Here is a 25,150-nt window from a genome sequence, read left to right on the forward strand (position 1 = left end):
AAGCCTCGTTATTTTTTATGACAGGCTCAATGAGTCATAAATTGAGCTCAAATTCACGCTTTTCAAAAACTCATCGGCAATTATCGTCATCTTATCAGATCTGAGTACCAGAGCGTTATTGGCGTTGAGAACCTGCCTTAAGTAGGAGTCCTCAATAGAAGAGTTTGCGGAAGAGCCTTGAACCCTGGACATCATGGCACAGAGCTCTTCTGGTGAAGATGGGGCATGAGAGCCACAGTGGTAATCATTCTTGGGCATGATGGCAGCATCGTCCCAACAATACGTCAGGCAGCCGCCTTTCGAGTGTGTCAATTCATACAGGTAATGGCTGAAGGCCTGCTGAATCGCTTGCCTGCATTTGTCTTTTAAGATGTCAGGAAGATTTTTCTCTTCATCCGACAGCTCTAATGACTTCAGGCTAGCTTGGTAACTCCTGCGAATGGATTCGTGCGTTCTTTTGATAGCAAGCATTCTTCTCCTATATTCTTCTTTTTGAGCTTGATTTTGTTGTTGATCCATGGATGTTTCAAGCTCTTCAATCCTATTTCGCTCAGAGTTGGTGTAATCTTCAAGCGCTGCCGCAGTTTCCTTATATTGATTGATTCTTTCCAATTTTGCCTTCAAGTCCGGATTGTTCTTAACTTTTTGTTGGAACAGAGCCTTGACCTTTTCTTTAATCACTGTGTCGCACCAGAAAGATCCCCCTATGATAATCACCGGACGGTGATTCTTCTTGCCTGAGACTGATTGTGGAAACGCGGGACGGTGTGCCAGCATTCGTTCTATATTGGGAATGCCCTCAGGTTGGTCTGTCCAGGCGTTCTGTATAGATGAGCTGATAATGCTATCTTCCAGGTATCGTGAAAACCCGTCATGACAATGAGTGATGAAAAAGCCATAACCTTCCCTCTCCCGGAAGTGCTCATAAGCCAACCGCCATACCTGACTATTTTTTTCTCTGGACCATAATTTCCTATACCACTTTTTCAGGCAATGGGTAGCTTCGACCTTCAGTTCATCGAACTTTGCCAGCTCCCTCAATAGATCATAATAATAACTGGCCTGTTCAGTATGGCCCCCATTGGTCGGCACTGGGTCCAGCCAACCTGATTTCAGGGCTTCATGGGCAAAGTGAATAACCGCAGGGTCGGTCAAGATACTGCGTTTCAGAATCTCCACTATTGATTTAAACCATTCGTAAGGGTCTGCACCGCCCTGAACAATCATTTTTGAGTACAATAACTTGAGTTGTTCAGTGACCTGATCTCCATCATTATTGAGCAATATTTCTCTGACTGTCGCCGTCATCGGGGACTCAATCCGGGCTAAAAAATAGAACTCTTCGATCAATTTCTTCTCTGCATCGCCCAATGCTTCTTGCTCCAGTAACATTGAGACACCCATGGAAAAACTGGTTAGATCTTTTTGTTTCCAAAGTTTCAAGACCATTTCGGCGGTGCCTGGATTGGTTTCCGGCAATTCACAGTCTGCCTCATCGGCGTTGTCCAGTTCTTCGAGGCTCTCAGCATAGGCACTTTGATGTTTTGCTATAACAGCATCTTTCAAAAGACCTATAAAATTCGCTAACGCAGCGCTGACAGCACTTTTCATTCTGGTGGGCGTGCCAGAAGCATTTGCCATTCTGGTGGAAGTGCCGGAAGCATTTGCCATTCTGGTGGAAGTGCCGGAAGCATTTGCCATTCTGGTGGAAGTGCCGGAAGCATTTGCCATTCTGGTGGAAGTGCCGGAAGCATTTGCCATTCTGGTGGAAGTGCCGGAAGCATTTGCCATTCTGGTGGAAGTGCCGGAAGCATTTGCCATTCTGGTGGAAGTGCCGGAATCATTTGCCATTCTGGTGGGCGTGCCGGAAGCATTTGCCATTCTGGTGGAAGTGCCGGAAGCATTTGCCATTCTGGTGGGCGTGCCGGAAGCATTTTCCTTTCTGGTGCCTGTACCGGAAGGATTACCCTTTCTGGCGGGCGTGCTGGGAGCATTTGCCTTCCTGACAGGCTGGAATTCAGGTTTGATTTCCTTTTCCTCTACAGGTTGCCCGCCAAAAGACTCAGACTCCCAGGTTCGACCTCCATCCACTGAATACTCACCAAAGCCGTGGTTGAGGCTATTTGTTTGCCGACATGGAATCCCGAAATAACGGCAAAAAGCAATAAAAACAGGCACTCGATGACGACAGGAGCCTTGCCGCTGCGTGACGAGGAAGTGAAAGAGATTTTTTTTGCGTTTCGGTTTAGCTTTACCGGAAAACTGTCGGCAATAGTCCGAGATCGCCTTAACTCGTTGTGTTGTGGTTTCTGCGTTTTTTATTGCCCGCAAAATCTGCTGTATTTCCGGCGGGTGATCGGCAATGGTCTTGAACAGTTCGTTCAGTACGGTTTTCATACCTTCTGAGCAGTGGGCATCAAAACGTGCTGATGGATCTGATCCTTCGGATTGGGCTTCATTAGCCAATGTTTTTTTGCCCGGTTTTCTGGATTCCACGACATAGTCGAACTGAATACTCTGATTGGCTCCGGCGCCGGGAATAAACACTGTGTGAAGCCCGGTATACCGATCCCTGATCAGTTTATATGGCAAATTGGGTTCCATACGCAGTGCCACAATATAGTCGTCAGGTGTCAGGCTGGGCAATACATATTGGCCTCTTTGTGGTGGTGTTTTATAGCTTGCCAGTGTTTGATCACTGGTTAATGTCACTGTCTGGTCATGCCCGGGTAACGGGGCTGGTGTGAGGATTTCGACTCCCTTAATGTGTTGATCATTAATATCGATACATTCGATATCACCCTTAGCAGTCACACGAATATTTATCACCTCGTAGCGATACATACTGGGAGGAGGGTTCTCAGTATTGAAGATTTTATGCTCTTCCACTGTTGGCTTCTTTAGTCTCTCAAAGTCCGTTTCCCGACCCAATGCCCGATTCACCGTCGTTTTGTTACCATCATTCGCAGCCAGGCCGCAAAAGTCCGTTTCTTCAGCCAATGCCTTAACCTGCGTCTCTTCGTTAATAGAATCGTTCAACATTTGGTTCGGCAGGTCACTCATCTGATGCCAGAATGCAGGCCAAAATTGAATGTCACGGGCATTCCATGTCTCTATCAGCTTATCAGCCTCCCGAAGATAAGGCTGGCAGGCCGGTGTTTTCAGGGTTTGTTCCTCTTCTTTCGTCATGGAGAATACATCATCGGCCTTCACGCCGGTGCGGCCAAACTCATCATTAAACCAGCGTTGCTGCCAGTGTCGGTAAAGTGCCCGGGTGAGAATATCGCCGGACTGATACGGCTTCAGGGAGAGACCAGATGCCTGCCATTTAGCCTGAGCCACCCTCCTGATGATTTCCGCTTTGACTTCCTCTTCATTCGGACGCGCCTTAATACGAATTTCGTGGTTTTTTTCATCAATACTGTCGAGGTTACTTTTTCGTATCAACCACGGCCGATCAATGTTGGGTACGCTTTGGATGAACCATTCGCAAAGTCCGGAATCAAACTTACTTTTACCCATGGCGAGAGCGGGTGGTTCTGGCAGTGTCTCCAGCGACAGTTCGGCTGCCATCAGATAAAGCCGGTAGTGCTTATCGAGGCATTGAAGCAGTGCTTTTTCGGTAAAATCGCCCCCTTTGTCAACCGCTCTGGCGACATTCTGTAAATCAAGGCTGGTCGGTTGCAACGGCAGGTTATCCCGTTGCAGGCAGGCCCTTAATCGACAGTGTTGCTCAGTCAGCTTTTTAGCTGCGGTTTTCCCTTCTGGAGTCAGTGGCAACACTTTCTCGGCAATGGTCTGCAATTCGGTCTGATTGTACTGTCGGATCGGCAAATGTCGAAAACGCCCTTTCAGAGCCGGTGATAAGGGTTTTCGTCCGCTGTACTCGGGTGGGTTGATGGTGGCAAACAAATGGAAACCCGGATGGGCATCACCGGCCAGAATATCATTTAACTCACCTTCCAGATGCTGGCTGTCGATCAGATTCATTTCCGAAATAACTACGATGCCGCCCTTTACTTTTGCTTTCTGGATCACTTCACACAGTTGCTCCCAGGAACAATCACAGGCATTCAGGGGAAAGACCTCTGGCATGGTTTTTCCCCGTTCTTCAGCTTGCTGTTTAACACTTTTGATCAGCAGGTTCAGCGTGGCATCCTTACCCCGTCCAGCCGGGCCTTCAATCAGCGTTGCCTGACGGCCGCCGTGTTTTCTGTCGTGATGATAAGCCTGCTGACAGCGGCTTAAATCCTGTCCCAGATGTTGCACCAGATCAATGACTGCCGATCCGGAGGTATCAAACTCAGGTCGGAATTCTTTGGTGAATGCTTCGAAGTCCCGCTGAATATCCGGCAAGGTGTGGTTATGAACTCTGTCGCGCAGGGTGTGGTCCGGTTGGTAGCGGGCAGCAAACCAGATTTCCAGTGCCGAAAGGGCATCCTGTTGAGTCTCGCTGATTTCGGGACCCAGTAGATCCCGGAAACTTTGCTGGATCAAACTGTTCACTTGCTCACAGCTGGCACTGTCGCCTTCGGACAACGCTCGATCCAGATACCAACCCACCCAGCTGCAGATATCGGTTAAATCCCTGGGGGTAAACTCATGGTCGGGCAACAGCTCCTGATAATATTGCCACAGTGCCATCACACTTTTGCTGGCCCTGTGTGCAATGTCGTTTATTTTGTGGCGCTGTAAATGATTGAGCAAAGCCGGTTCTACTACTCTGTCCCGAAGGAAAGCCTGATCCAGACGTGGGTAGTAAGCCTTGGGCAGTTTCTCTTTCAGGGTCGGGTCCATTTGGCGCCCGGAGTAATGATCGGGGTTGCCGGTGAGAATTACCCGGTGTTTTTCGCTGACTTTGGCAGGATGACCATTCACGTAGATGCAGGGTTCCGGTTCCCATAAGCCGTTCAGTGACGCCAGCAATCCGGCTTCGGCCAAGTTAGCCTCATCCAGCACCAGGGTAATGTATTCTCCGTCTTTGTCGGATTTGGTATTGGCCCATTCCATCAATGCCCGGTTTTGTTCCGCCATAGAGCGGTCGCCATCGCCGTGTTGTTGCCACTGCCAGCGTTTCATCAGGGTCTGTTCGCTGTCGGAAGGTCCAAGGGAAATGACTGAAGCTTGTCCCGAAGCCTTGGCCAATTTGGCAGAAAAGTAACTTTTCCCTGTGCCGGTTTCCCCCTGCAGGAATATAACGGGAGAGTCTGTCAGCCGGTCATGGAGCCGGGATAAACGACGGCTTTCACGATCTTCCTGACTCATCTCGCCATAATAAAGATCCCTGGCCAGTGCAGACAGGGGCTCATCAGCGGAACCCTGCCATTTCAGTAATTCAGAGAGTCGATGTTTTATACGTTCAATGCCTTCTGCCTCCGCATTCGCTGTTTTGGATATGTGAAAACAATCGGTGGCCAGCGCGTGAATGGTATTGGATCGGGTCTGCCCCGATGGCAGAAGTAACTGCCAGCCAGAAGCCAGTGCATCTTGCAAACGTTTAATCTGTCTGGTTGGCTTGATGGCTAGGGATTGCCAGGGCTTTGTTGCCGCCGGATCGACTGCCAGCTGATAGGCTATAGCATCCCGTTGTTTTTCAGGCGCATGGGCCAGGATCATGGCACAGAGCCTGTCCATAACGTCTTTTTCACCTTGCTCTGGAAATGGACTTTTATAGGACAGTTGTAATTGGATACCTTTAAAGACTGCCGGGTCAAAGGCTCGGGCCAGTGGCCACAGGTTCTGTTCCACAAACACTCTATTCAATGGCAGGGCACTGTTGATGATGGCGTTTAACCGATCCGGGTCTACCGAGGCGGCTTGATCCTGGTCCGGCGTCTTATCCGGTAACAGGTGCCAACAGGCTACTTTCATAAAATCCCGCACTGAAGGATGCTGTCGGGTGCCATGGGTGATGACGCTATTGATGGCCTTGCGCCAGTGGCAGGACAGGAGCTGTTTGGAGTGGTCAACCTGCTGTGCCCGGCGGGCAGCCAGTATCAGGTTATTCAACAACTCTTCGGTTATTTCAGGCAGAGGGTTACAAAGGTGGGCAGGTACGCTTTCAAACGCTTCGTAAAGTTTAGCAATTGCCTGTTCTGGCAGCTCAGTCTGCGGGATTTGATGCTTGCGAGCATTAATATGCCAGAGATCGACCTCAGGACAGGGTTTACCCATGGCGACCATCAAATTGACTACTGAAGACGGACTCTTCGCAGACTCAGGCCAAAGCAGGGTGACATGTGCTTGTGGGTACGCCTGTAATTGGCCATTCACTAACAGAGGTTGCCCTATAATCAGGGGTTCCAGAAGCTGCGCAAGTGTTGGACTAGTCTCCATTCCCAGGAATACAACCGGCTTGCCAGAGGTTAATGCCTTCTGCAACTGACTCTGACGTTGTCCAAAATACGCCTTTTGTTCGGAAGTAATATGAATGTTATCAAATAGCTGGCTGAAGCTGGTCTGTTCATTGACTTGAATGACCAGAGGCACTTCCTGCTGACTATTTATCCAGTGACTGGTCTGGGCATGATGCTGATACGTCAGGGTACTAAAAGCGCGTTGATCTTTGATTTTTTGCTGCAGCTGACAGCTGCTGGACGAAGAGTGCTTATCGTTTTCTGCCAATCCCAGGGCTTCTGGCTGCCGTTTTGAATCAGCCACCTGAAGCCGGGGCTTCAGGCCTGTTGTTTCGAGAATAGTTTGCAGTGAGCCCAGCAAACGGAACCAATCTGCCTCAGTGAGGGCAGACGTTACGGTGACTGCACCACCTGCCTGAATTTGTTCCAACAGACGGATGTTAGGGACTGCGTAGCCTTCCGGGGCAATGGCAATCGGGCTCAGCCAGTCCCTGATATTACTCTGGTTAATAATGATCGGTTTTTCTGATGTGCACTCGCTATCGTCACCCTCTTTGACAGAAGAGTGGGACAGACTTTGGAACAGTGAATGAAGCTCGTTATCCCCTACCGGCATCTGATAAAACTGAACATCGTCGGGTAACGGACAGATCTTCCCATTGCTCTCAAAGCACTGTTGCGCCAGCATCTGACGAATGCTCTGTTCAAAGGCCAGATCTTTCCAGTCAGCCCCCTTCAGAATCACCCGTTGCCCGGTCTTCAATGACTCAAGCCTGCCGGGGATGTGCCGGATTCGCCCCTGTTTATCCACGCCAGGGCCGCCGAGCAGCAACGGTCGCCAGTGACTGTGCAGGTGGCAGTCAATAAGAACGGTATTGTCGTCATCCGTGGTACTTTCAGCAGAGGGGAGTTCAGCCAATAGCGAAGGAAGCTCGTCGATCTCTATCGATGAGTCATAGTCGGTCTGTGCTTCGAACTGCCAGGTATTGCCCGGTCGATTAATTCGCCGCCAGAAATCAGCACCGGGTGCGTCTTCACGCCGGCCAACCAATGCCAACTGTTCAGGGTCTGCCAACACCAGCAGAGCAACGTGTTCGCCCAGAGGGCGTTTCTTCTGGCTGACATTATCGAACAGACAGGGGTTATCCGGGTCCAGTAGATCGTTAAGTTTAGGCAGTTCCTCACTGGTGAGCTTTCGGATATCGATCACCAGGGTCAATGGCTGTGAACTTTCAAAGAGCTTGCCCGGACTCAGAGTGTGGCGGCCCTCTTCGGAAATGCTCAACCGGCTCACCAGGTTGGCCTGTGAGAGGTCGTCGGGGTGAGAAATAACCGTAACATCCTGATGTTCATCGCAGGTTCTGGCAACCAAAAGCTGTCGAACCTCGTCATCACTGTCGACAAAACGAAAATCGAAGGAATGAGTCGCCTTTTGGAGCGAGGAATCCGTTGCGGAGATGGTTCTCACTTTATCAGGCAAGGTCTCCGAAGAGGGCGATCTATTTAGTCTGGACCTTACTTCAGAGCAGATTTCTACATCCTGCTTTTCCTTTGACGATACATCCAGCTTTGCCATCTTGGCTGCCATGCCATCATCAAGCAGGCCAGGATCAGAAACGCGTTTTTTGGTACTTCCAGCAATCTGGCCATCCATAGTCAATCTCCCTCTCAACTGTCATTTGAAGTTATTGAAATTGTTTAGTGGTTAGACCTTAAGGTGTGATTAAAGTTCCATTTTAACGATCTCGAAAAACTGATCATGACCAAACGGTTATCAGGTATCCAGTGACTCAGAGAGTGAATTCAAATTCACGCTGTTCAAAAACTCTTCGGCAATGGCTGTCAGCTCAGCGGATTTGAGTATCAGAGCGTTATTGGCGTTGAGTGCCTGCCGCAGGTAGGCATCCTTAACAGAATTCTGAAACGTTAAAGAGCTATGAAAACTACACATCATGACTAACAGCTCTGCTGGTGAAGACGGATCATGAGCGCCATAGTAACGTTGATCCTCGCAGTCCCCGAAGAGAGCATCTCCCCAACAATAGGTTAAACAACCACCTTTCGAGTGTGTTACTGAATACAGGTATTGAATGAAAGCCTGCTCAATCATGGGCTTGGATTTAGTTTTTATATCATCCAGAAGCTTTTGGTCATCCCACGACACCCCGTGGGGATTTAGTTTGATTTCTTCCAATAACGGTTTCAGGTAAGGGCTGTTATTGATTATTCGTTGATACAGGGTATCAGCCTTTTCATTAAACACCGTATTGCCCCAGCGAGGTTGCCCCATGATAATCACCGGACGGTGGTTCGCCTTGCCTGAGGTTAGCTTCACAAACGCAGGATGATGCACCAGCATTCGTTCTATATTCGGAATGCCCTCAGGTTCGTCTGTCCAGGCGTTCTGTAGAGATGAGCTGACAATTTTATCTTCCAGAAATGCTGAAAAACCTTCATAACAATGAGTGATGGACAAGAAGGCATTACCATTTTTTTCCTGGTAGCGTTGATAAGCCATCCGCCACTTCTGGCTATTTTTTTTCAACGAAAATAACTGCTTATACAACTTTTTCAGGCAATGGGTGGCGCCGACCTGCAATTCATCGATACCTTCCAGACGCACCAAAAGGTCGTGGTGTATATTGGCTCCCATAATCTTGCTATCGTAGTCCGGCACAGGATCCAGCCAACCCCATGCCATGGCTTTACGGGTCAATTGAAGAATCGAAGGCCTGGTCAGGTCACTTTCATGAAGTAGATGAACCATTGTAGTCAGCCAATTGTAAGGGGGGAGGCCGACCTGAAGAATAATTTTTGAATGGAGTGACTTGAGTTGTTCACTGACCTGATCTTCATCACTGTTGGACAATATTTGATGGATTGCCTCCGATATGGGTTTAAATTTCAAATTGAAATGATCCAACTCTTCTCTCCCCAGTGACTCGATCACTGAGGCAGCCATGGAAAAAGCGGATAAACTTTTTTCCTTAAAAAGGTTATTTAATAATTCGGGAATACCTGGATTGCTTTCTGGCAATGCACTGTCTGTCTCAAGGTTTTTTTTCAGTTCCTCAAGGCTTATTCCAGAGGCTGCAGCCAACGTTTGCTGTTGTGCTAAATCAGCTCCTTTCAGGAGATTCTTAATCTTCTTTGATGCAGTGCTGGCACTACGGACCTTCCTGATGAGCTGGAATTGAGGAGTGATTGCTTTTGGCCGTATTGGCGCTCCGCCTAAATCCACTGATTCCCAGGTTTGGCGTTCATCCACCGAGTACTCGGCAAAGCAGTGGATACGGTTATTAATTTGCCGACATGGAATCCCGAAATAACGACAAAAAGCAATAAAAACAGGCACACGATGACGGCAGCTACCTTGCCGGTGTGTTACGAGGAATGCAAAGAAATTTTTAGCACTCTCTGGTTGAGACGCACCGGAAAACTGTCGGCAATACTCAGTGATTGCCTCAATGCGTTGCCTGGTGTCTCCAGCATTTTCTATTGACCGCAAAGGCTCCTGTATTTCGATTGGTTGTTGTTCAATGCTCTTAAACAGTTTCTCCAGTACAGTAATCATACCTTCTGAACAGTGGGTGTCTAACCATGTTGATTGTTCTGGCCGGGCTTCTTTTCCACCCGGTTCTCTGGGTTCTACGATATAAGCAAATTGAATACTCTGTTCAGCATTGATCCCGGAAACAGACATCCCGGAAACAAACAGTGTGTGTAGCCCGTTATATCGGTCTCTGATCAGGGTATATGGCAAATCGGATTCTATACGAAGGGCCACGATATGGTCGTTGGGCGTCAGGCTGGGCAATGCAAACTGGCCATTCTTTGATGACAGGGTAAAGGTCGCCAGCGTTTGCTTGCTGGTTAATGTCACTTCCTTGTCAGGCCCCGGTAACCGCGCAGGTATGAGGGTTTCGACCCCCAGAATGTGTATACCATCAAGACTGATCTGTTTGATATTACCCTCAGCAGTTACGTAGGTATCCACTGCCCGCCAGCGATACATCGCAGCAGAATGGCAGCGCGAATTAAAAACCTCATAAACGTCAACTTTTGGTTTCTCCAGACATTCATAGTTTGTTATCTGGTCCAGTGTCTTAGCCTCTTTCTCGAGGACTTCTGGATTGTATTTTTCAGAATTGTCCATCCAATGGTTTGGCAGATCACTTATCTGATGCCAGAACGCAGGCCACCATTGAACTTCATCGGCTTTCCATGCCGTTATCTGCTTATCAGCCTCGCGCAGATAAGGCTGGCAAGTCGGCATTTTCAGGGTTTGTTCCTCTTCTTTCGTCAGGGGAAATATAAGATTAGCTTTCACGCCCGTCCGGCCAAACTCACGATCAAACCAGCTTTGCTGCCAGTGTCGGTACAGTGCCCGGGTGAGAATATCGTCCGACTTGTCTGGCTCCAGGGAAAAACCGGATGCCAGCCATTTTGCCTGAGCCACCATCCCGATAATTTCTGTTTTGGCTTCGGCTTCATTCAGATTGGCCTCAATACTTATTTCATGGCGCTCTTCATCAATGCTTTTGTGATCAGAGTTTCGTATCAACCACGGGCGGTTAATTCCCTTTACTGTCTGGTTGAACCAATTGCAAAGTTCAGAAGCAGGCTCTCCTTTACCTGTGGTCAGAGCCGATGGCTCTGGCAGTTTCTCCAGCGACAGGTCTGCTGCCATCAGGTAAAGCCGGTAGTGCTCATTGAGGCATTGATGAACGGCTTTTTCGCTAAAATCGCCTCCTCTGGTGATAGCCCTGGCAACATTCTGTAAATCAAGGCTGGTCGGTTGCAATGGCAGTTTTTTGAGTTGCAGGTGAGCCCTTAAACGACAATGTTTTTCTGTTAGAATCTTGGCGGCGAATGTCCCTTGTGAGGACTCTGGCAACACTTTTTCGGCAATGGTCTGTAATTCGGTCGCGTTGTACTGCCGGATGGGCAAATGTCGAAAACGCCCTTTCAGTGCCGGTGATAAGGGTTTTCGCCCGCTGTACTCAGGCGGGTTGATGGTGGCAAACAGGTGGAAACCCGGATGGGCTTCACCGGCCAGAATATCGTTCAATTCACCTTCCAGATGCTGGCTGTCGATCAGATTCATTTCTGAAATCACCACTATGCCGCCTTCCAGCTTTGCCTTCTGGATCACTTCACACACTTTGTCCCAGGAACAATCACAGGCATTCAGGTAAAAGACTTCCGGCATGGATTCTTGCCGTTTTTCAGCCTGCTGTCTGACACTTTCAATCACCAGGTTCAGCGTGGCATCCTTGCCCCGTCCGGCCGGACCTTCAATCAGTGTCGCCTGACGACCGCCGTGTTTTATTTTGAGATGATAAGCCTGCTGACAGCGGTTTAAATCCTGCCCAAGCCGTTGTGCCAGTTCACGGACTGCCGATCCCGAGGTATCAAAGTCTGGTCGGATTTCTCTGGTGACTGCACTGAAGGTTTGCTGAATATCTGACAGGGTCTTGTTATGAACTCTGTCGCTCAGGGTGTTCTCCGGTTCGTAACGGGTAGCAAACCAGGTTTCCAGTGCCGACAGGGCCTCCTGATGAGTTTCGGTGATTTCCGGCCCCAGTACATCCCGAAAACTGTGTTGAATCAAACTGTTTATTTGCTTACAGGTCACACTGCCGCAAGCGGGCAGGGCACGATCCAGATACCAACCCACCCAACTGCAGATATCGGTTAAATCCCTGGGAGTAAACTCATGCTCGGGCAGCAGTTCCTGATAATATTGCCAGAGTGTCATCACAGCTTTGGTGGCACTGTGTGCAATGTCGTTTATTTGCTGCTCCAGCAGATGCCGTTGTAAATGCTTGGCCAGAGCCGGTTCCACCACCCTGTCCCGAAGGAATGCCTGATCCAGGCGGGGGTAGTAAACTCTGGGCAGTTTCTCTTTCAGGGCCGGGTCCATTTGGCGCCCGGTGTAATGACCCCCGTTACCGGTGAGAATCACCCGGTGTTTCGGGCCGACCTTGACAGGATGACCATTCACATAAACGCAGGGTTTCGGTTCCCATAAGCCATTCAATGAAGCCAGCAATCCGGTCTGGGCCAGGTTGGCTTCATCCAGAACCAGAGTTATGTACTCTCCTCCAATACAGCCTCTGTCTTTGTCGGATTCGGTCTTGGCCCATTCCATCAGCACCCGGTTTTGCTGCACCATAGAGCGGTCGCCATCGGCGTGTTCTTGCCACTGCCAACGTTTCATCAGGGTCTGTTCGCTGTCGGAAGGTCCAAGAGAAATGACTGAAGCTTGTCCTGAAGCTCTTGCCATTTTGGCGGAAAAGTAACTTTTCCCGGTGCCGGTTTCTCCCTGCAGGAATATAACGGGAGAGTCTGCGAGCCGTTCGTGGAGTCGGGATAATCGGCGACTTTCACGATCCTTCTGACTTATCAAACCGTGATAAAGATCCCGGGCCAGTGCTGACAAGGGCGAACTGATAGAACCCTGCCATTGCAGTGATTCAGCCAATCGGTGTTCTATGCGTTCAATGCCTTCTGCCTCAGAATTCGCTGTTCTGGCTCTATGAAAACAATCAGTGGCCAGAGCGTGAATGACCTCGGATCGGGTCTGCCCGGATGGCAAAAGTAACTGCCAGCCAGAAGCCAGTGCATCCTGCAAACGTTTAATCTGTCTTGATGGCCTGATGGCTGATAGTGAGTAAGGCTCTGTTGATTCCAGATCGACTTGCAACTGATAGGCTATGGCATCTCGTCGTTTTTCAGGTGCATGGGCCGTGATCATGGCACAGAGCCTGTTCAGAAATTCTTCTGCACCAAACTCCGGGAATGGACTTTCATAGGACAACTCTAATTCTTCATTAAATAATCCCACGTCAAAAGCTCTGGCCAGTTGCCAGAGGTTCTGTATTACAAAGCCTCTATCCACCCACAAGGCACTGTTGATGATGGCAGTTAAGCGATCCGGATCTACCGAGGCGGCTTGATCCTCATCCGGCTTGTTATGAGCATCCGGCGTCTTATCCGGCAACAAGAGCAAACAAGCCACTTTCATAAAATCCCGCACTGGTGGACACTGCCGGGTGCCGTGGGTGATGACGCTATTGATAGCCTTGCGCCAGTGGCAGGGGCGGAGTTGTGGCGAATGGTCAACCTGTTGTGCCTGCCGGGCAGCCAGTATCAGGTTATTCAACAACCCTTCGGTTATTTCAGGCAAGGGTTTACAAAGGTCGGCAGGTACGGTTTCAAATGCTTCATAAAGTGTGTGAAGCGCTTGTTCTGGCAGCTTGGCCCGGGGGATACCATGCCTGAGGACATTGATATCCCAGACACCAACCTCAGGACACGGGTTGCCCGTTTCAACCATCGAATTAACTATTGAAGATCGACTTCTCGCAGACCTGGGCCAGAGTATTGTGATATGAGCTTGTGGGTACGCCTGCAATTGGCCATTCACTAACAGAGGTTCGCCAACAAACAGAGGCTCCAGAAGCTGCTGAAGCGTTGGATTAGTCTCCAGTCCCAGGAATACAACCGGCTTGCCAGCGGTCAATGCCTTCTGCAACGCACTCTGACTGCGTTCAAAATGTGCCTTTTGTTCCGAGGTGATATGGATATTATCAAAGAGTTGGCTAAAGCCGGTCTGTTCACTGACCCGAATCACCAGAGGTGCTTCCTGCTGATTATTTAGCCAATAACTTGCCTCGACATGTTGCTGATAAGTGACAGTATCAAAGGCTGCGTGATCTCTGACTTTTTTCTGTAGCTGAAGGCTCTTGAACAGAGATTGCTCATGGTTTTCTGCCAATCCCAGGGCTTTCGGCTGCCGTCTTGAATAAGCCACCAGCAGTTGCGGGTTCAGGCCTGTCGTCTCGCGAATAGTCTGCAATGAACCCAGCAAACGAAACCAATGTGCCTCAGTGAGGGGAGACGTTACGGTGACTGCCCCCCCCGCCCTAACCTGCTTCAACAGGCAGGTGTTAGGGACTGCATAGCCTTCCGGGGCAATAGCAATAGGGCTCAGCCATTCCGAGATATTACAGCGGTTAATGATGATCGGGTTTGCGTGTGCCTGCTTTTTATCAAGTTCTTTGTTACTTTCTTTGTCAGAAGAGTGAGACAGACTTTGGAAGAGTGAATAAAGCTCGTCATTCCTCACTGGCATCCGGTAAAACTGAACATCATCGGGTAACGGGCAAATCTTCCCATTGCTCTCAAAGGACTGTTGCGCCAGCATCTGCCGAATCGTCTGTTCAAAGGTCAGGTCCTTCCAATTGGCCCCTTTCAGAATCACCCGCTGTCCGGCCCTCAGAGATTCAAGCCTGCCGGCGATGTGCCGGATTCGCCCCTGTTGATCCACACCGGGGCCGCCCAGAAGTAACTGTCGCCAGTGACTGTGCAAGTGGCAGTCAATAAGAACCGTATTCTTGTCATCCATGGCGCTTTCGGAGCAGGGCAGTTCAGTCAATACCGGGGAAACTTTGTCGATCTTCTTCGATGGATCATTGCCGGTCTTTGCGTCGAACTGCCAGGTATTTCCAGGTCGATTGATTCGCCGCCAGAAATCAGCGCCCGGAGCATCGGCCCCGAAGGCGTCGTCATGCTGGCCAACCAATGCCAGCTGTCTGGGGTCTGCCACGACCAGCAGGGTAACATGCTCCCCCAGAGGGCGCTTTTTCTGGCTGACTTTGTCGTAAAGACAGGGGTTAGCCGGGTCCAGTAGATCGTTAAATTTTGGCAGATCCTCGCTGGTGAGCTTTCGGATATCGATCACCAGAGTGAGTGGCTGGGAACCTTCAAACAGCTTGCCTGAACCCAGAACCTGGCGGCCATCGTCGAAAATGCTCAACCGGCTCAGCAGATTAGCCTGCGAAAGGTCATCGGGATGGGAAATAAGGGTGACATCCCGATGTTCATCGCAGGTTTGGGTAACTAAAAGTCGTCGAACCTCATCATCACTGGCGACAAAACGGAAATCGAAGGCATGGGAAGCCTTTTGCAGCGAGGAATCCGTCAAGGATACGGTTCTCGCTTTCTCTGGCTTCATCATTTGAGTTGACGATATATTGAGTTGCTCATTGAGACCAGAGCAGATGGCTATTATCTTTGAAGATGAATCAACCAGCTTTTTTGTTTTCTTGGCTGGCACGCTAATTTCGCTAATTTTTAGAGCATTGGCATCAATTTTTCTATCAATAGGATAACCATCCATAGTCAAACTCCCTCCTGTCAAATTAAGGACTGCATCGAAATTGTTATATCATTCGACCTTCAGACAGGATGAGAGTTCAAAAAAAATAATAACGAAAAAAAAGACACCCATTAAAATGAAAAAGACACCCATTGAAAAAGAAAAAGACACCCATTAAATAATTAAGACATCTAAAAACTGTATTCCCAAAAAGGATCTAAAAACCTATCTTCGAATAGCCTATCAGCGAGCCATACAGAAGCATCCCAAGAACAGAGGCTGCTCAGGCCATGATTCAGACAACACAAACCTATTCCGACTTAAAGTCGAAGAGAGATGAAGAGAAAGTGTTTAATTTCTTAACTGCCTTCTACACTAACCTGTCAGGTACAAACGACTACAGACATTTAAACCTCGAAGCCACTTCTGTCCGGCTTCAAATGCATAAGCCTTCATCGCCTCCAGACGGCCAACTGCCCGATAAAAACGATTATTCCATTGCATGGTTTTCAGCCACTCATCCGGATCAATTTCCAGTCTTTCAAGAATACGAGGGATATGCGACGGGATGGAACCTTTCTTATCTGTTCTGACAATGCGACCACTCCAGTCAACCAGTTCCAGATAGTCGTGAAGAAGGTAGGGAAGGGCAACGTCCGTATTCTGGCCCTGCGAACAAAAAGGTTTCAGGGTCAGCGGCTGCTTTTTAGTCTCAGAATGTGTAACCTGCTCCACGCGTTCCTGAATCGACGTGTAGTCTGATTCTTCCGGTGTTTCCACCTTTCCAGCCCGAATCGGATTCAAGTCAACATAGGTCATGCAGGTCAGTAAGGCTGCTTCGTCCAGCAATGCCTGGCTTTTAAAACGACCTTCCCAGAAGCGTCCTTTACACTGGTCTTCTTTGTTGGCCTCACGAGCAAGATGTTCATTCAGGCAGCGCATAAACCAGCTGATATCCGTTAAACGACGCCGGTATTCCTCAGCATATTCATCAATACGGGCCAATTCAGCGCTGCCCAGTTTGTCAGCGGCCAGATGCCTTTGCACCAGAAGTGGACCTCTGAACAAGGTCGTCCAACGATGCAGCACTTCATTCCGTGACCAGCTCCTGGCAGATGACTGATTGATGTGCAAAACCACGTGATAATGATTCGACATGACAGCGTAAGCGCAGACTTCGATAGCAAAGACTGAAACCAACTCCCGGAGTTTATCCACCACCCATTGGCGGCGATGCTCGTAGTTCTTGCCAGTCAGGTGGTTCTCTCCACAGAGGTAAGCCTGACGAACACATCTTGCCATGCAGTGGTAATAAGGCGTTGAGCCGGGGTCAATCAGAGTATTGCGGGCCTGAGCCATGAACTCACCTGTCTGGGTAAAAAATCAGTGATGGGTGAAAAAGTAGACCAGGTTGATGGTAAAAAAAATTTATGGGTGTCTTTTTTTATTTTATTATGGGTGTCTTTTTTTCTCTTTTTTTCTTTATCAGGTCTCTAATGACTCATAAAGCGAGATCAAATTCACGCTGCTCAAAAATTCTTTGGCGATGGCTTCCAGCTTACTGGGTTTGAGCACCAGAGCATTACTGACGTTGAGTGCTTGCCTTAAGTAGGCATCTTTAAACCTGTGCTCACATTCGCGAGAGCTATCAATTTCAGACATCATGGCGTATAGCTCTTTTGGTGAGGATGGAGCATGAGTGCCATAGTTGTCGCTCTCCTGAGTCTCAGACCCTACGCGAGCTTCGGCCCAACAATACATTAAGCTACTGCCTTTCGAGTGTGTTACTCCATACAGGTAATGACAGAAGGCCTGTTGAATCGCTTTCTTGCATTTGTCTTTTAAATGATTCAAAAGTTCTTCGTCCTTTGATGACGAATTAAGGGTCTTTAAGCTAAGGGTGTATTTATCCATGAGTTCATCCCGTTTTTTCTCATATTCCTCTTTTTGAGCCTGAGATTGCGTATTGCCCCCAGCTTCCCTGAATGCTTTGCCCAATGCTTGCAGGTTATGGGCGCATTGATCACGGTTTGCATGATTTTTATTGATTCTTTCCAATGCCGCCTTCAAATCGGGGGTGTTCTTGATTTTTAGTTGAAACAGGGCTTCGATTTTTTCATTACTCACACTGTCTCGCCAGGAAGGTTGCCCCAGGATAATTACCGGACGGTGGTTTGTCTGCCCTGAGATGAACTTCGAAAATGCGGGTTGTTGCGCCAGCATTCGTTCTATATCAGGAACTCCCTCAGGTTGTTCCGTCCAGGCACTTTTTACAGATTGACTGGCAATGTTCTTTTCAAGCAGTCGCGAAAACCCGCCATGACGATGTTCGACGAACATGACATCACCTTCTCTCTCCAGGAAGTCTTTATAAGCTAACTGCCATACCTGGTTATTTTTTTCCCTGGACAAAAGTTCCTGATACCACTTTTTCAGGCAACGGGTGGCTTTAACCTTCAGTGCATCGATATTTTGCAGACGCACCAACAGATCGTGATGTTCATGAGCCCCCACCATATCGGTCGGCAGTGGATCCAGCCAACCCAATGTCAGCGCTTCATGGGCAAGGCGAATAGTCGAACTATTTATACAAGGGAATTTCAGTATATCCACTATTGCACTCAACCACTTTTGTGGGCTTACTCCGGCCTGATCAATCAATTTTGAATGGAGTGACTTGAGTGGTTCAGTGACCTGATCTTCATGCCTGTAGATCAATAATCTTTTTACTGCTTCTGACACAGGTTTAGGGTTATGCCTATCGCCGCGAATAATATGACTGGGAGGCAGATCCTCGTGACCAGTCCAAAGACTATTAATGAGAGATTTATCGTCGTAGTCGAACCAAGGCTTACTATCGGGAAATCCATTCTTGCGATTGGGGTGAGTCTCACTACTGAGCAATTCATGCTTGACATCGCTCAATTCTTTTGTATCCAGCGACTCAATCATTGCGACGCCCAATGAAAAACTGGCTAAATCTTTTCGCCTCCAAAGTTCCTTTAGTACTTCGAGAGTGTCTAGTTGGGATACCGGCAATGTAGTGTCTTGCTCAAGGGCTTTGCTCAATTCCTCAGGGCTCAAACCAATGGCTTGAGCCAGAGCTGCCTTTTGTGCTAAATCAGCATCTTTCAGGATATCCTTGATTTTCTTCGACTGAGTGCCAGAACCACTGACCTGCCTGCGAGGCTGGAACTTGGACAGGATGTTTATATCCCGAGTAGGCGCTCCGCCCAAATCCACTGACTCCCAGGTTTGGCCTCTATCTGCGGAAAACTCTGCAAAGGCATGGGTATAGCTTTCAATTTTCCGACATGGAATCCCAAAATAACGACAAAGAGCAACAAACACAGGCACACGATGACGACAGCGCCCCTGCCGTTGTGTTACCAGGAAGTGAAAGTAATTTTCCGTTTTTTTCGGCTCAGCCTTACCGGAAAACTGTTTACAATAGTCCCTGATCGCCTTAATGCGTTGCTTTGTATTTTTGGCGTCTTTTATGTTCTGCAAAGGTATCTGTACTTCGGTTGGTTGCCCCTTAATGTTATCAAACACTCCCTTCAGTACGCTTCTCATCCCTTCTGAACAGCGGGTGTCAAAACGTGTTGATTGTGCGGGTCGGACTTCTTCAACAGGTGTTTTTTTGCCCGCTTTTCTGGATTCTACGATATAAGCCAATTCAATATTCTGGTTGTCTTTGGCTTCCGGAATAAACAGTGTGTGAAGTCCGGTATATCGATCCCTGAGCAGGGTATATGAAAAACCGGGTTTTATACGCAGGGCCACGATATAGTCTTTAGTCGTCAGGCTGGGCAATTTAAGTTGACCATTCTTTGATGGCCAGGTAAAAGTTGCCAGCGTTTGATCTCTGGCCAATATCACTTCCTGGTCAGGCTCTGGCAACCTTGCAGGTACGAGGACTTCGGCTCCCTGTATGTGTTGATCATTAATACTGATCTGTTTGACATTGCCCTCAGGAGACACATAAACATCCTCTGCCCACAGGCGCATCATTGCGGAAGGAAACTGCGTCGTATCAAAAATTTTATATTCCTTAACGGTTGGCCTTTCCTGGTTCTCATAATTCGTTTTCTGGTCCAATTTCGGAGCCTTTTCCAGGTGGGCCTCTGGAAGGTATTTTTCAGGAGTTTTATCAGCGCTGGCAGCCAACGTTTTGTTAACAGGTTGTGGTTCATGGTTCGTTCTCTGATCCAGTGCCGGAGCCTGTTGCTCCTGAACTTTTGGCATGTTTTGTTCAGGCGCTTTATCAGAGCTGATAGTCGATACTTCATTAACGGGTTGTGGCTCACGGTTCGTTCTCTGATCCAGTGCCGAAGCCTGTTGCTCCTGAATTTTTGGCAAGTTTTGTTCAGGCGCTTTATAAGCGCTAACAGCTGGAGTTTCGTTAATAAAATCGTCTACCAAATGGTTCAGCAGACCACTGATTTGACGCCAGAATGCAGGCCACCATTGAACTTCACCGGCTTCCCATGCTTCTATCCGCTGATCAGCTGTCTGAAGATAAGGCTGGTTAATAGACAATTTCAGCGTTTGTGACTCTTCTTCCGTCAGGGGGAATAGGCTACTGGCGTCCACGCCCGACTGGCCAAACTGACGATCAAACCAGCATTGCTGCCAGTGTCGGTAAAGTGCCCGGGTGAGAATGTCGTCCGACTCGTCCGGCTTCAGGGAAAGACCGGATGCCTGCCATTTTGCCTGAGCTATCCCCTTGATGATTTCCGTTTTGGCTTCCTCCGGAGTCAGTTGGGTCTTAATACGAATTTCATGGTTTTTTTCATCAATACTGTTGCAATCACTTTTTCGTATCAGCCACGGACGACTAATGCCCGATACCGTTTGATTGAACCAACGGCAAAGTCCGGAACTAAATTCACTTTTCTCCATGGCAAGAGCCGGTGACTCGTGCAGTTTCTCCAGTGATATATCGGCGGCCATCAGGTAAAGCCGGTAGTGCTGATTGAGGCATTGATGAACGGCTTTTTCGCTAAAATCGCCTCCTGCGAGGACGGCCCTGGCGACATTTTGTAAATCGAGGCTGGTCGGCTGCAATGGCAGTTTTCTGCCTTGCAGATGAGCCCTTAAAAGACAATGTTTTTCTGTTAGCTTTTTAGCGGCGGATGTCCCTTCTGAGGACTCTGGCAACACTTTCCCGGCGATGGTTTGTAATTCTGCCGGGTTGTATTGCCGGATGGGCAAATGTCGAAAACGCCCTTTCAGCGCCGGTGATAAGGGTTTTCGCCCGCTGTATTCTGGCGGGTTGATGGTGGCGAACAGGTGGAAGCCCGGATGGGCGTCACCGGCCAGAATATCGTTTAACTCACCTTCCAGATGTTGGCTGTCGATCAGGTTCATTTCTGAAATCACCACGATGCCGCCTTCCAGTTTTGCTTTCTGGATTACCTCACACAGTTGCTCCCAGGAACAATCACAGGCATTCAGTAGATGGACCTCTGGCATGGGTTCTTGCCGTAGTCTGGCCTGCTGTTTGGCGCTTTCAATCACCAGATTCAGCGTGGCATCCTTACCCCGTCCGGCCGGGCCTTCAATCAGGGTCGCCTGACGGCCGTCGTGTTTTATCTTGCGATGATAAGCCTGCTGACAGCGACTTAAATCCTGTCCAAGCTGTTGCGCCAGTTCAATGACTGCCGATCCGGAGGTATCAAACTCAGGTCGGTTTTTGTCGGTGTATTCCATGAAGGGCTGCTGTATATCATTCAGGTTCTGTGTACGAACTTTGTCGTTCAGGGTGTTGTCCAGTTGATAACGGGCAGCAAACCAGATTTCCAGTGCCAAAAAGGCATCCTGATGAGTCTCGGTGATTTCGGGACCCAGCACATCCCGAAAACTTTGCCGGATCAGACTGTTCACTTGCTTACAGCTAACACTGTCTCCTTTAGATAATCCACGGTCCAGATACCAGCCCACCCAACTGCAGATATCCGTTAGATCCCTGGGGGTAAACTCATGCTCGGGCAACAGTTCCTGATAGTACCGCCAAAGTGCCATCACACTCTCGGTGGCTTCATGTGCAATCTTGTTGATTTGGTCGTAGTCCTGCAGATGCCGTTGTAGCTGCCTGACCAGAGCCGGTTCCACTACTCTGTCCCGAAGGAAAGCCTGGTCCAGGCGGGGATAGTAAGCCCTGGACAGTTTCTCTTTCAGGGCCGGGTCGAGCTGGCGCCCGGCGTAATGATTCGGGTTACCGGTGAGAATCACCCGGTGTTTTGGGCCGACCTTGACAGGTTGACCGTCTATATAGATACAGGGTTCTGGTTCCCATAAGCCATTCAATGATGCCAACAACCCTGCTTTGGCCAGGTTGGCTTCATCCAGTACCAGGGTGACATAGTGTCCGTCTTTGTCGGACGGGGTATTGGCCCATTCCATCAGAGCCCGGTTTTGCTGTGCCATAGAGCGATCGCCATCGGCGTACTTTTTCCAGTACCAGTGTTTCATCAGGGTCTGTTCGCTGTCGGAAGGTCCAAGGGAAATGACCGCAGCCTGTCCTGAGGCCTTTGCCATTTTGGCGGAAAAGTAGCTTTTCCCGGTGCCGGTTTCTCCCTCAAGGAATAGAACGGGAGAGTCCGTAAGCCGGTCATGGAGCCGGGATAATCGACGGATTTCACGATCCTCCTGACTCATCTCGCCGTGATAAAGATCCTGGGCCAGTGCTGACAATGGCCTATAAGCAAAACCCGGCTGTAGCGAATCGGACAGTCGATTTTCTATGCGTTCAATGCGTTCTGCGGGATTCTCTGTGACATATTCTCCTCTGGCAATGTGGAAACAATCGATGGCCAGGGCGTGAATGGCATCGGATCGGGTCTGCCCCGGTAGTAAAGGTAAGTGCCAGCCGCAAGCCAGTGCATCTTGCAAACGTTTAATCTGCCTTGCTGGCCTGATGGCCAACGATTGCCAGGGCTTTGCTGCCGCCGGACTTATTTCCAACTGATACGCTATGGCATCTCGTTGATGTTCGGGCACATGGGCCAGAATTATGGCAGAGAGCCTGTCGAGAACGTCTGCTTCACTCCACTCTGGAAATGGACTTTTATAGGACAGTCGTAATTCGTTACCTTTAAATACTGCCGGGTCAAAGGCTCTGGCCAGTGACCACAGGTTCTGTTCCACAAACACTCTATTCAATGGCAGGGCACTGTTGATGATGGCGTTTAACCGATCCGGGTCTACCGAGGCGGTTTGATCCTTATCCGGTTTCTCATCAGCATCCGGCATCTTATCCGGTAACAACTGCCAGCAAGCCACTTTCATAAAATCACGCACGGACTGATGCTGGCGGGTGCCATGGGTGACGACGCTATCGATGGCCTTGCGCCAGTGGCGAGGTAAAAGCTGTGAGGCATGGTCAACCTGCTGTGCTCGTTGGGCTGCCAGTATCAGGTTATTCAACAACCCTTTGGTCATTTCAGGCAAAGGGTTACAAAGGCCGCAAGGGACGGTTTCAAACGCTTGGTAAAGTTGCTTAAGCGCTTGTTCTGGCAGTTCAGTCCGAGAGATACCATGCTTGTGGGCATTGATATCCCAGAGATCGACCTCGGGACACGGCTTACCCGCAGCAACCAGCGAACGAAATACTGGCGATGGGCTTATCGCAGACTCAGGCCAGAGCAGGGTGACATGAGCCCGGGGGTAGGCCTGTAATTGGCCATTGACCAGCAGAGGCTGCCCCATCATCAGAGGTTCCAACAGCTGCGCCAGGGATGGATTTTGTTCGAGCCCCAGGAATGCCACTGGCTTGCCAGCAATTAATGCCTTCTGCAAGTTACTCTGGCGTCGTTCAAAATACGCCTTTTGTTCTGAGGTGATATAGAGATTATCAAATAGCTGACTTAAGCAAGTCTGTTCATTGACCCGGATGACCAGAGGTGCTCCCCGGTGATCATTGATCCATTGGCTTGCCTCGGCATGTTGCCGATAAGTGACTGCTTCAAAGGCATCATGATTTTTGATTTTTTTCTGTTGCTGTTGGCTCCCGGACCAAGGGCGCTCATCTTGTTCTGTCAATCCCAGGGCTTTCGGCTGCTGTTTCCAGTGGGCTACCTCAAGTCCGGGCTTCAGGCCGGTGGTCGCGCGAATAGTCGCCAATGAGCCCAGTAAACGAAACCAGAGTGCCTCAGTGAGGGGAGAGGTTACGGTGACGACACCACCCGCTCGAACCTGTTCCAACAGACAGGTGTTAGGTACTGCATAGCCTTCCGGGGCAATGGCAATGGGGTTCAGCCATTGGGCAATATTACTCTGGTTAATAATGATCGGTTTTCCTGGTGCGTTCTCTCTATTGTCATCTTCTTTGGCGCCTTCTCTGATACGAGAGTGGGACAGACTTTGGAACAGTGAATGAAGCTCGTCATTTCCTACCGGCATTTGATAAAACTGAACATCGTCGGGTAACGGACAGATCTTGCCATTGCTTTCAAAACACTTTTTCGCCAGCATCTGCCGAATCGTCTGTTCAAAGGCCAGATCACGGCAGTTGGCCCCTTTCAGAATCACCCGTTGTCCAGCTTTCAAACACTCAAGCCTGCCGGGGATGTGCCGGATTCGCCCCTCTTGATCCACTCCGGGACCGCCCAGGAGCAACTGTCGCCAGTGACCGTGTAAATGACAGTCAATTAAAACGGTATTGTCGTCTTCCATAGCACTTTCGGCAGAGGGGAGTTCAGTCAATACCGGAGGAACTTTATCGATATCCATCGATGGATCATTGCCGGTCTGTGCCTTGAACTGCCAGGTATTTCCCGGACGATTAATTCGCCGCCAGAAATCGGCACCCGGAGCGCCGGCCGCCGATGCGCCGTCAAGCCTGCCAACCGACCTCAACTGTTCAGGGTCTGCCAGGACCAATAGAGAAACATGCCCGCCAAGGGGGTGTTTTTTCTGGCTGATTTTGTCGTACAGACAGGGGGTATCCGGGTCCAGTAAATCGTTGAATTTGGGCAGTTCTTCGTTGGTGAGCTGTCGGATATCCATCACCAGAGTGAATGGCTGTGAACCTTCAAACAGCTTGCCCGAGCGCAAAGTATGACGACCCTCTTCGGAAATGCTCAGCCGACTCACCAGGTTAGCCTGTGAGAGGTCATCGGGGTGGGAAATAACAGTAACATCTTCATTACAGGTTATGGCAGTCAAAAGCTGCCGAACTTCATCATCACTGGCGACAAAACGAAAATCGAAGGAATGAGTCGCCTTTGGCAGCGAGGAATCCGTTAAAGAAACGGTTCTGACTTTGTCAGGCACCGTCTCCAAAGATGGCGATCTTTTTAGTTTGGACCTTACTTCAGAGCAGCTTCTTACAGTCTTCTCTTGTTCTGATAATAAATCCAGCTTTGCTCTCTTGGCTGCCACGCCATGCCCGCCATGATCAAGAAGGTTAGGATCCAGAGCGTGTTTTTTTGTACCTTCATCAATCTGACCATCCATAGTCAATCTCCTTACTGCGATCTGAAGAACCAAGTTGAAGTTGTTATATAATTTGACCTTAAGATTAAACGTAAGTTCCATTTAAATAGAGAGCCGCAACCATGGCAGATGCGACGGCCTCACCTGATTCAGTGCAGCCGAACAGCAGGCTGGGCAACCCTATAGA

4 protein-coding genes are annotated in these 25,150 nt (G+C 49.3%); all 4 read right to left on the bottom strand.

The window, feature by feature from the left end; genetic code table 11:
• Window positions 1-15 precede the first annotated feature (15 nt).
• Entirely contained in the window at window positions 16-8,010 is a 7,995-nt protein-coding gene (locus ACO6V5_RS22975) for an AAA family ATPase (protein WP_422492163.1), read from the bottom strand.
• 120 nt (window positions 8,011-8,130) lie between these two features.
• A complete protein-coding gene (locus tag ACO6V5_RS22980; RefSeq protein ID WP_422412142.1) occupies window positions 8,131-15,543 on the bottom strand; it encodes an AAA family ATPase in 7,413 nt (2,470 codons plus the stop codon).
• Window positions 15,544-15,897: 354 nt separating this feature from the next.
• Entirely contained in the window at window positions 15,898-16,881 is a 984-nt protein-coding gene (locus ACO6V5_RS22985) for a transposase (protein WP_422412140.1), read from the bottom strand.
• A gap of 126 nt (window positions 16,882-17,007) precedes the next feature.
• The gene (locus ACO6V5_RS22990) at window positions 17,008-24,984 is read right to left on the bottom strand and encodes an AAA family ATPase (protein WP_422412138.1); all 7,977 of its coding nucleotides are present in this window, start codon (window positions 24,982-24,984) and stop codon (window positions 17,008-17,010) included.
• Window positions 24,985-25,150 lie beyond the last annotated feature (166 nt).

Origin of the sequence: Endozoicomonas sp. ALD068, from assembly GCF_049310145.1 — a bacterium.
Classification (GTDB): Bacteria; Pseudomonadota; Gammaproteobacteria; order Pseudomonadales; family Endozoicomonadaceae; genus Endozoicomonas_A.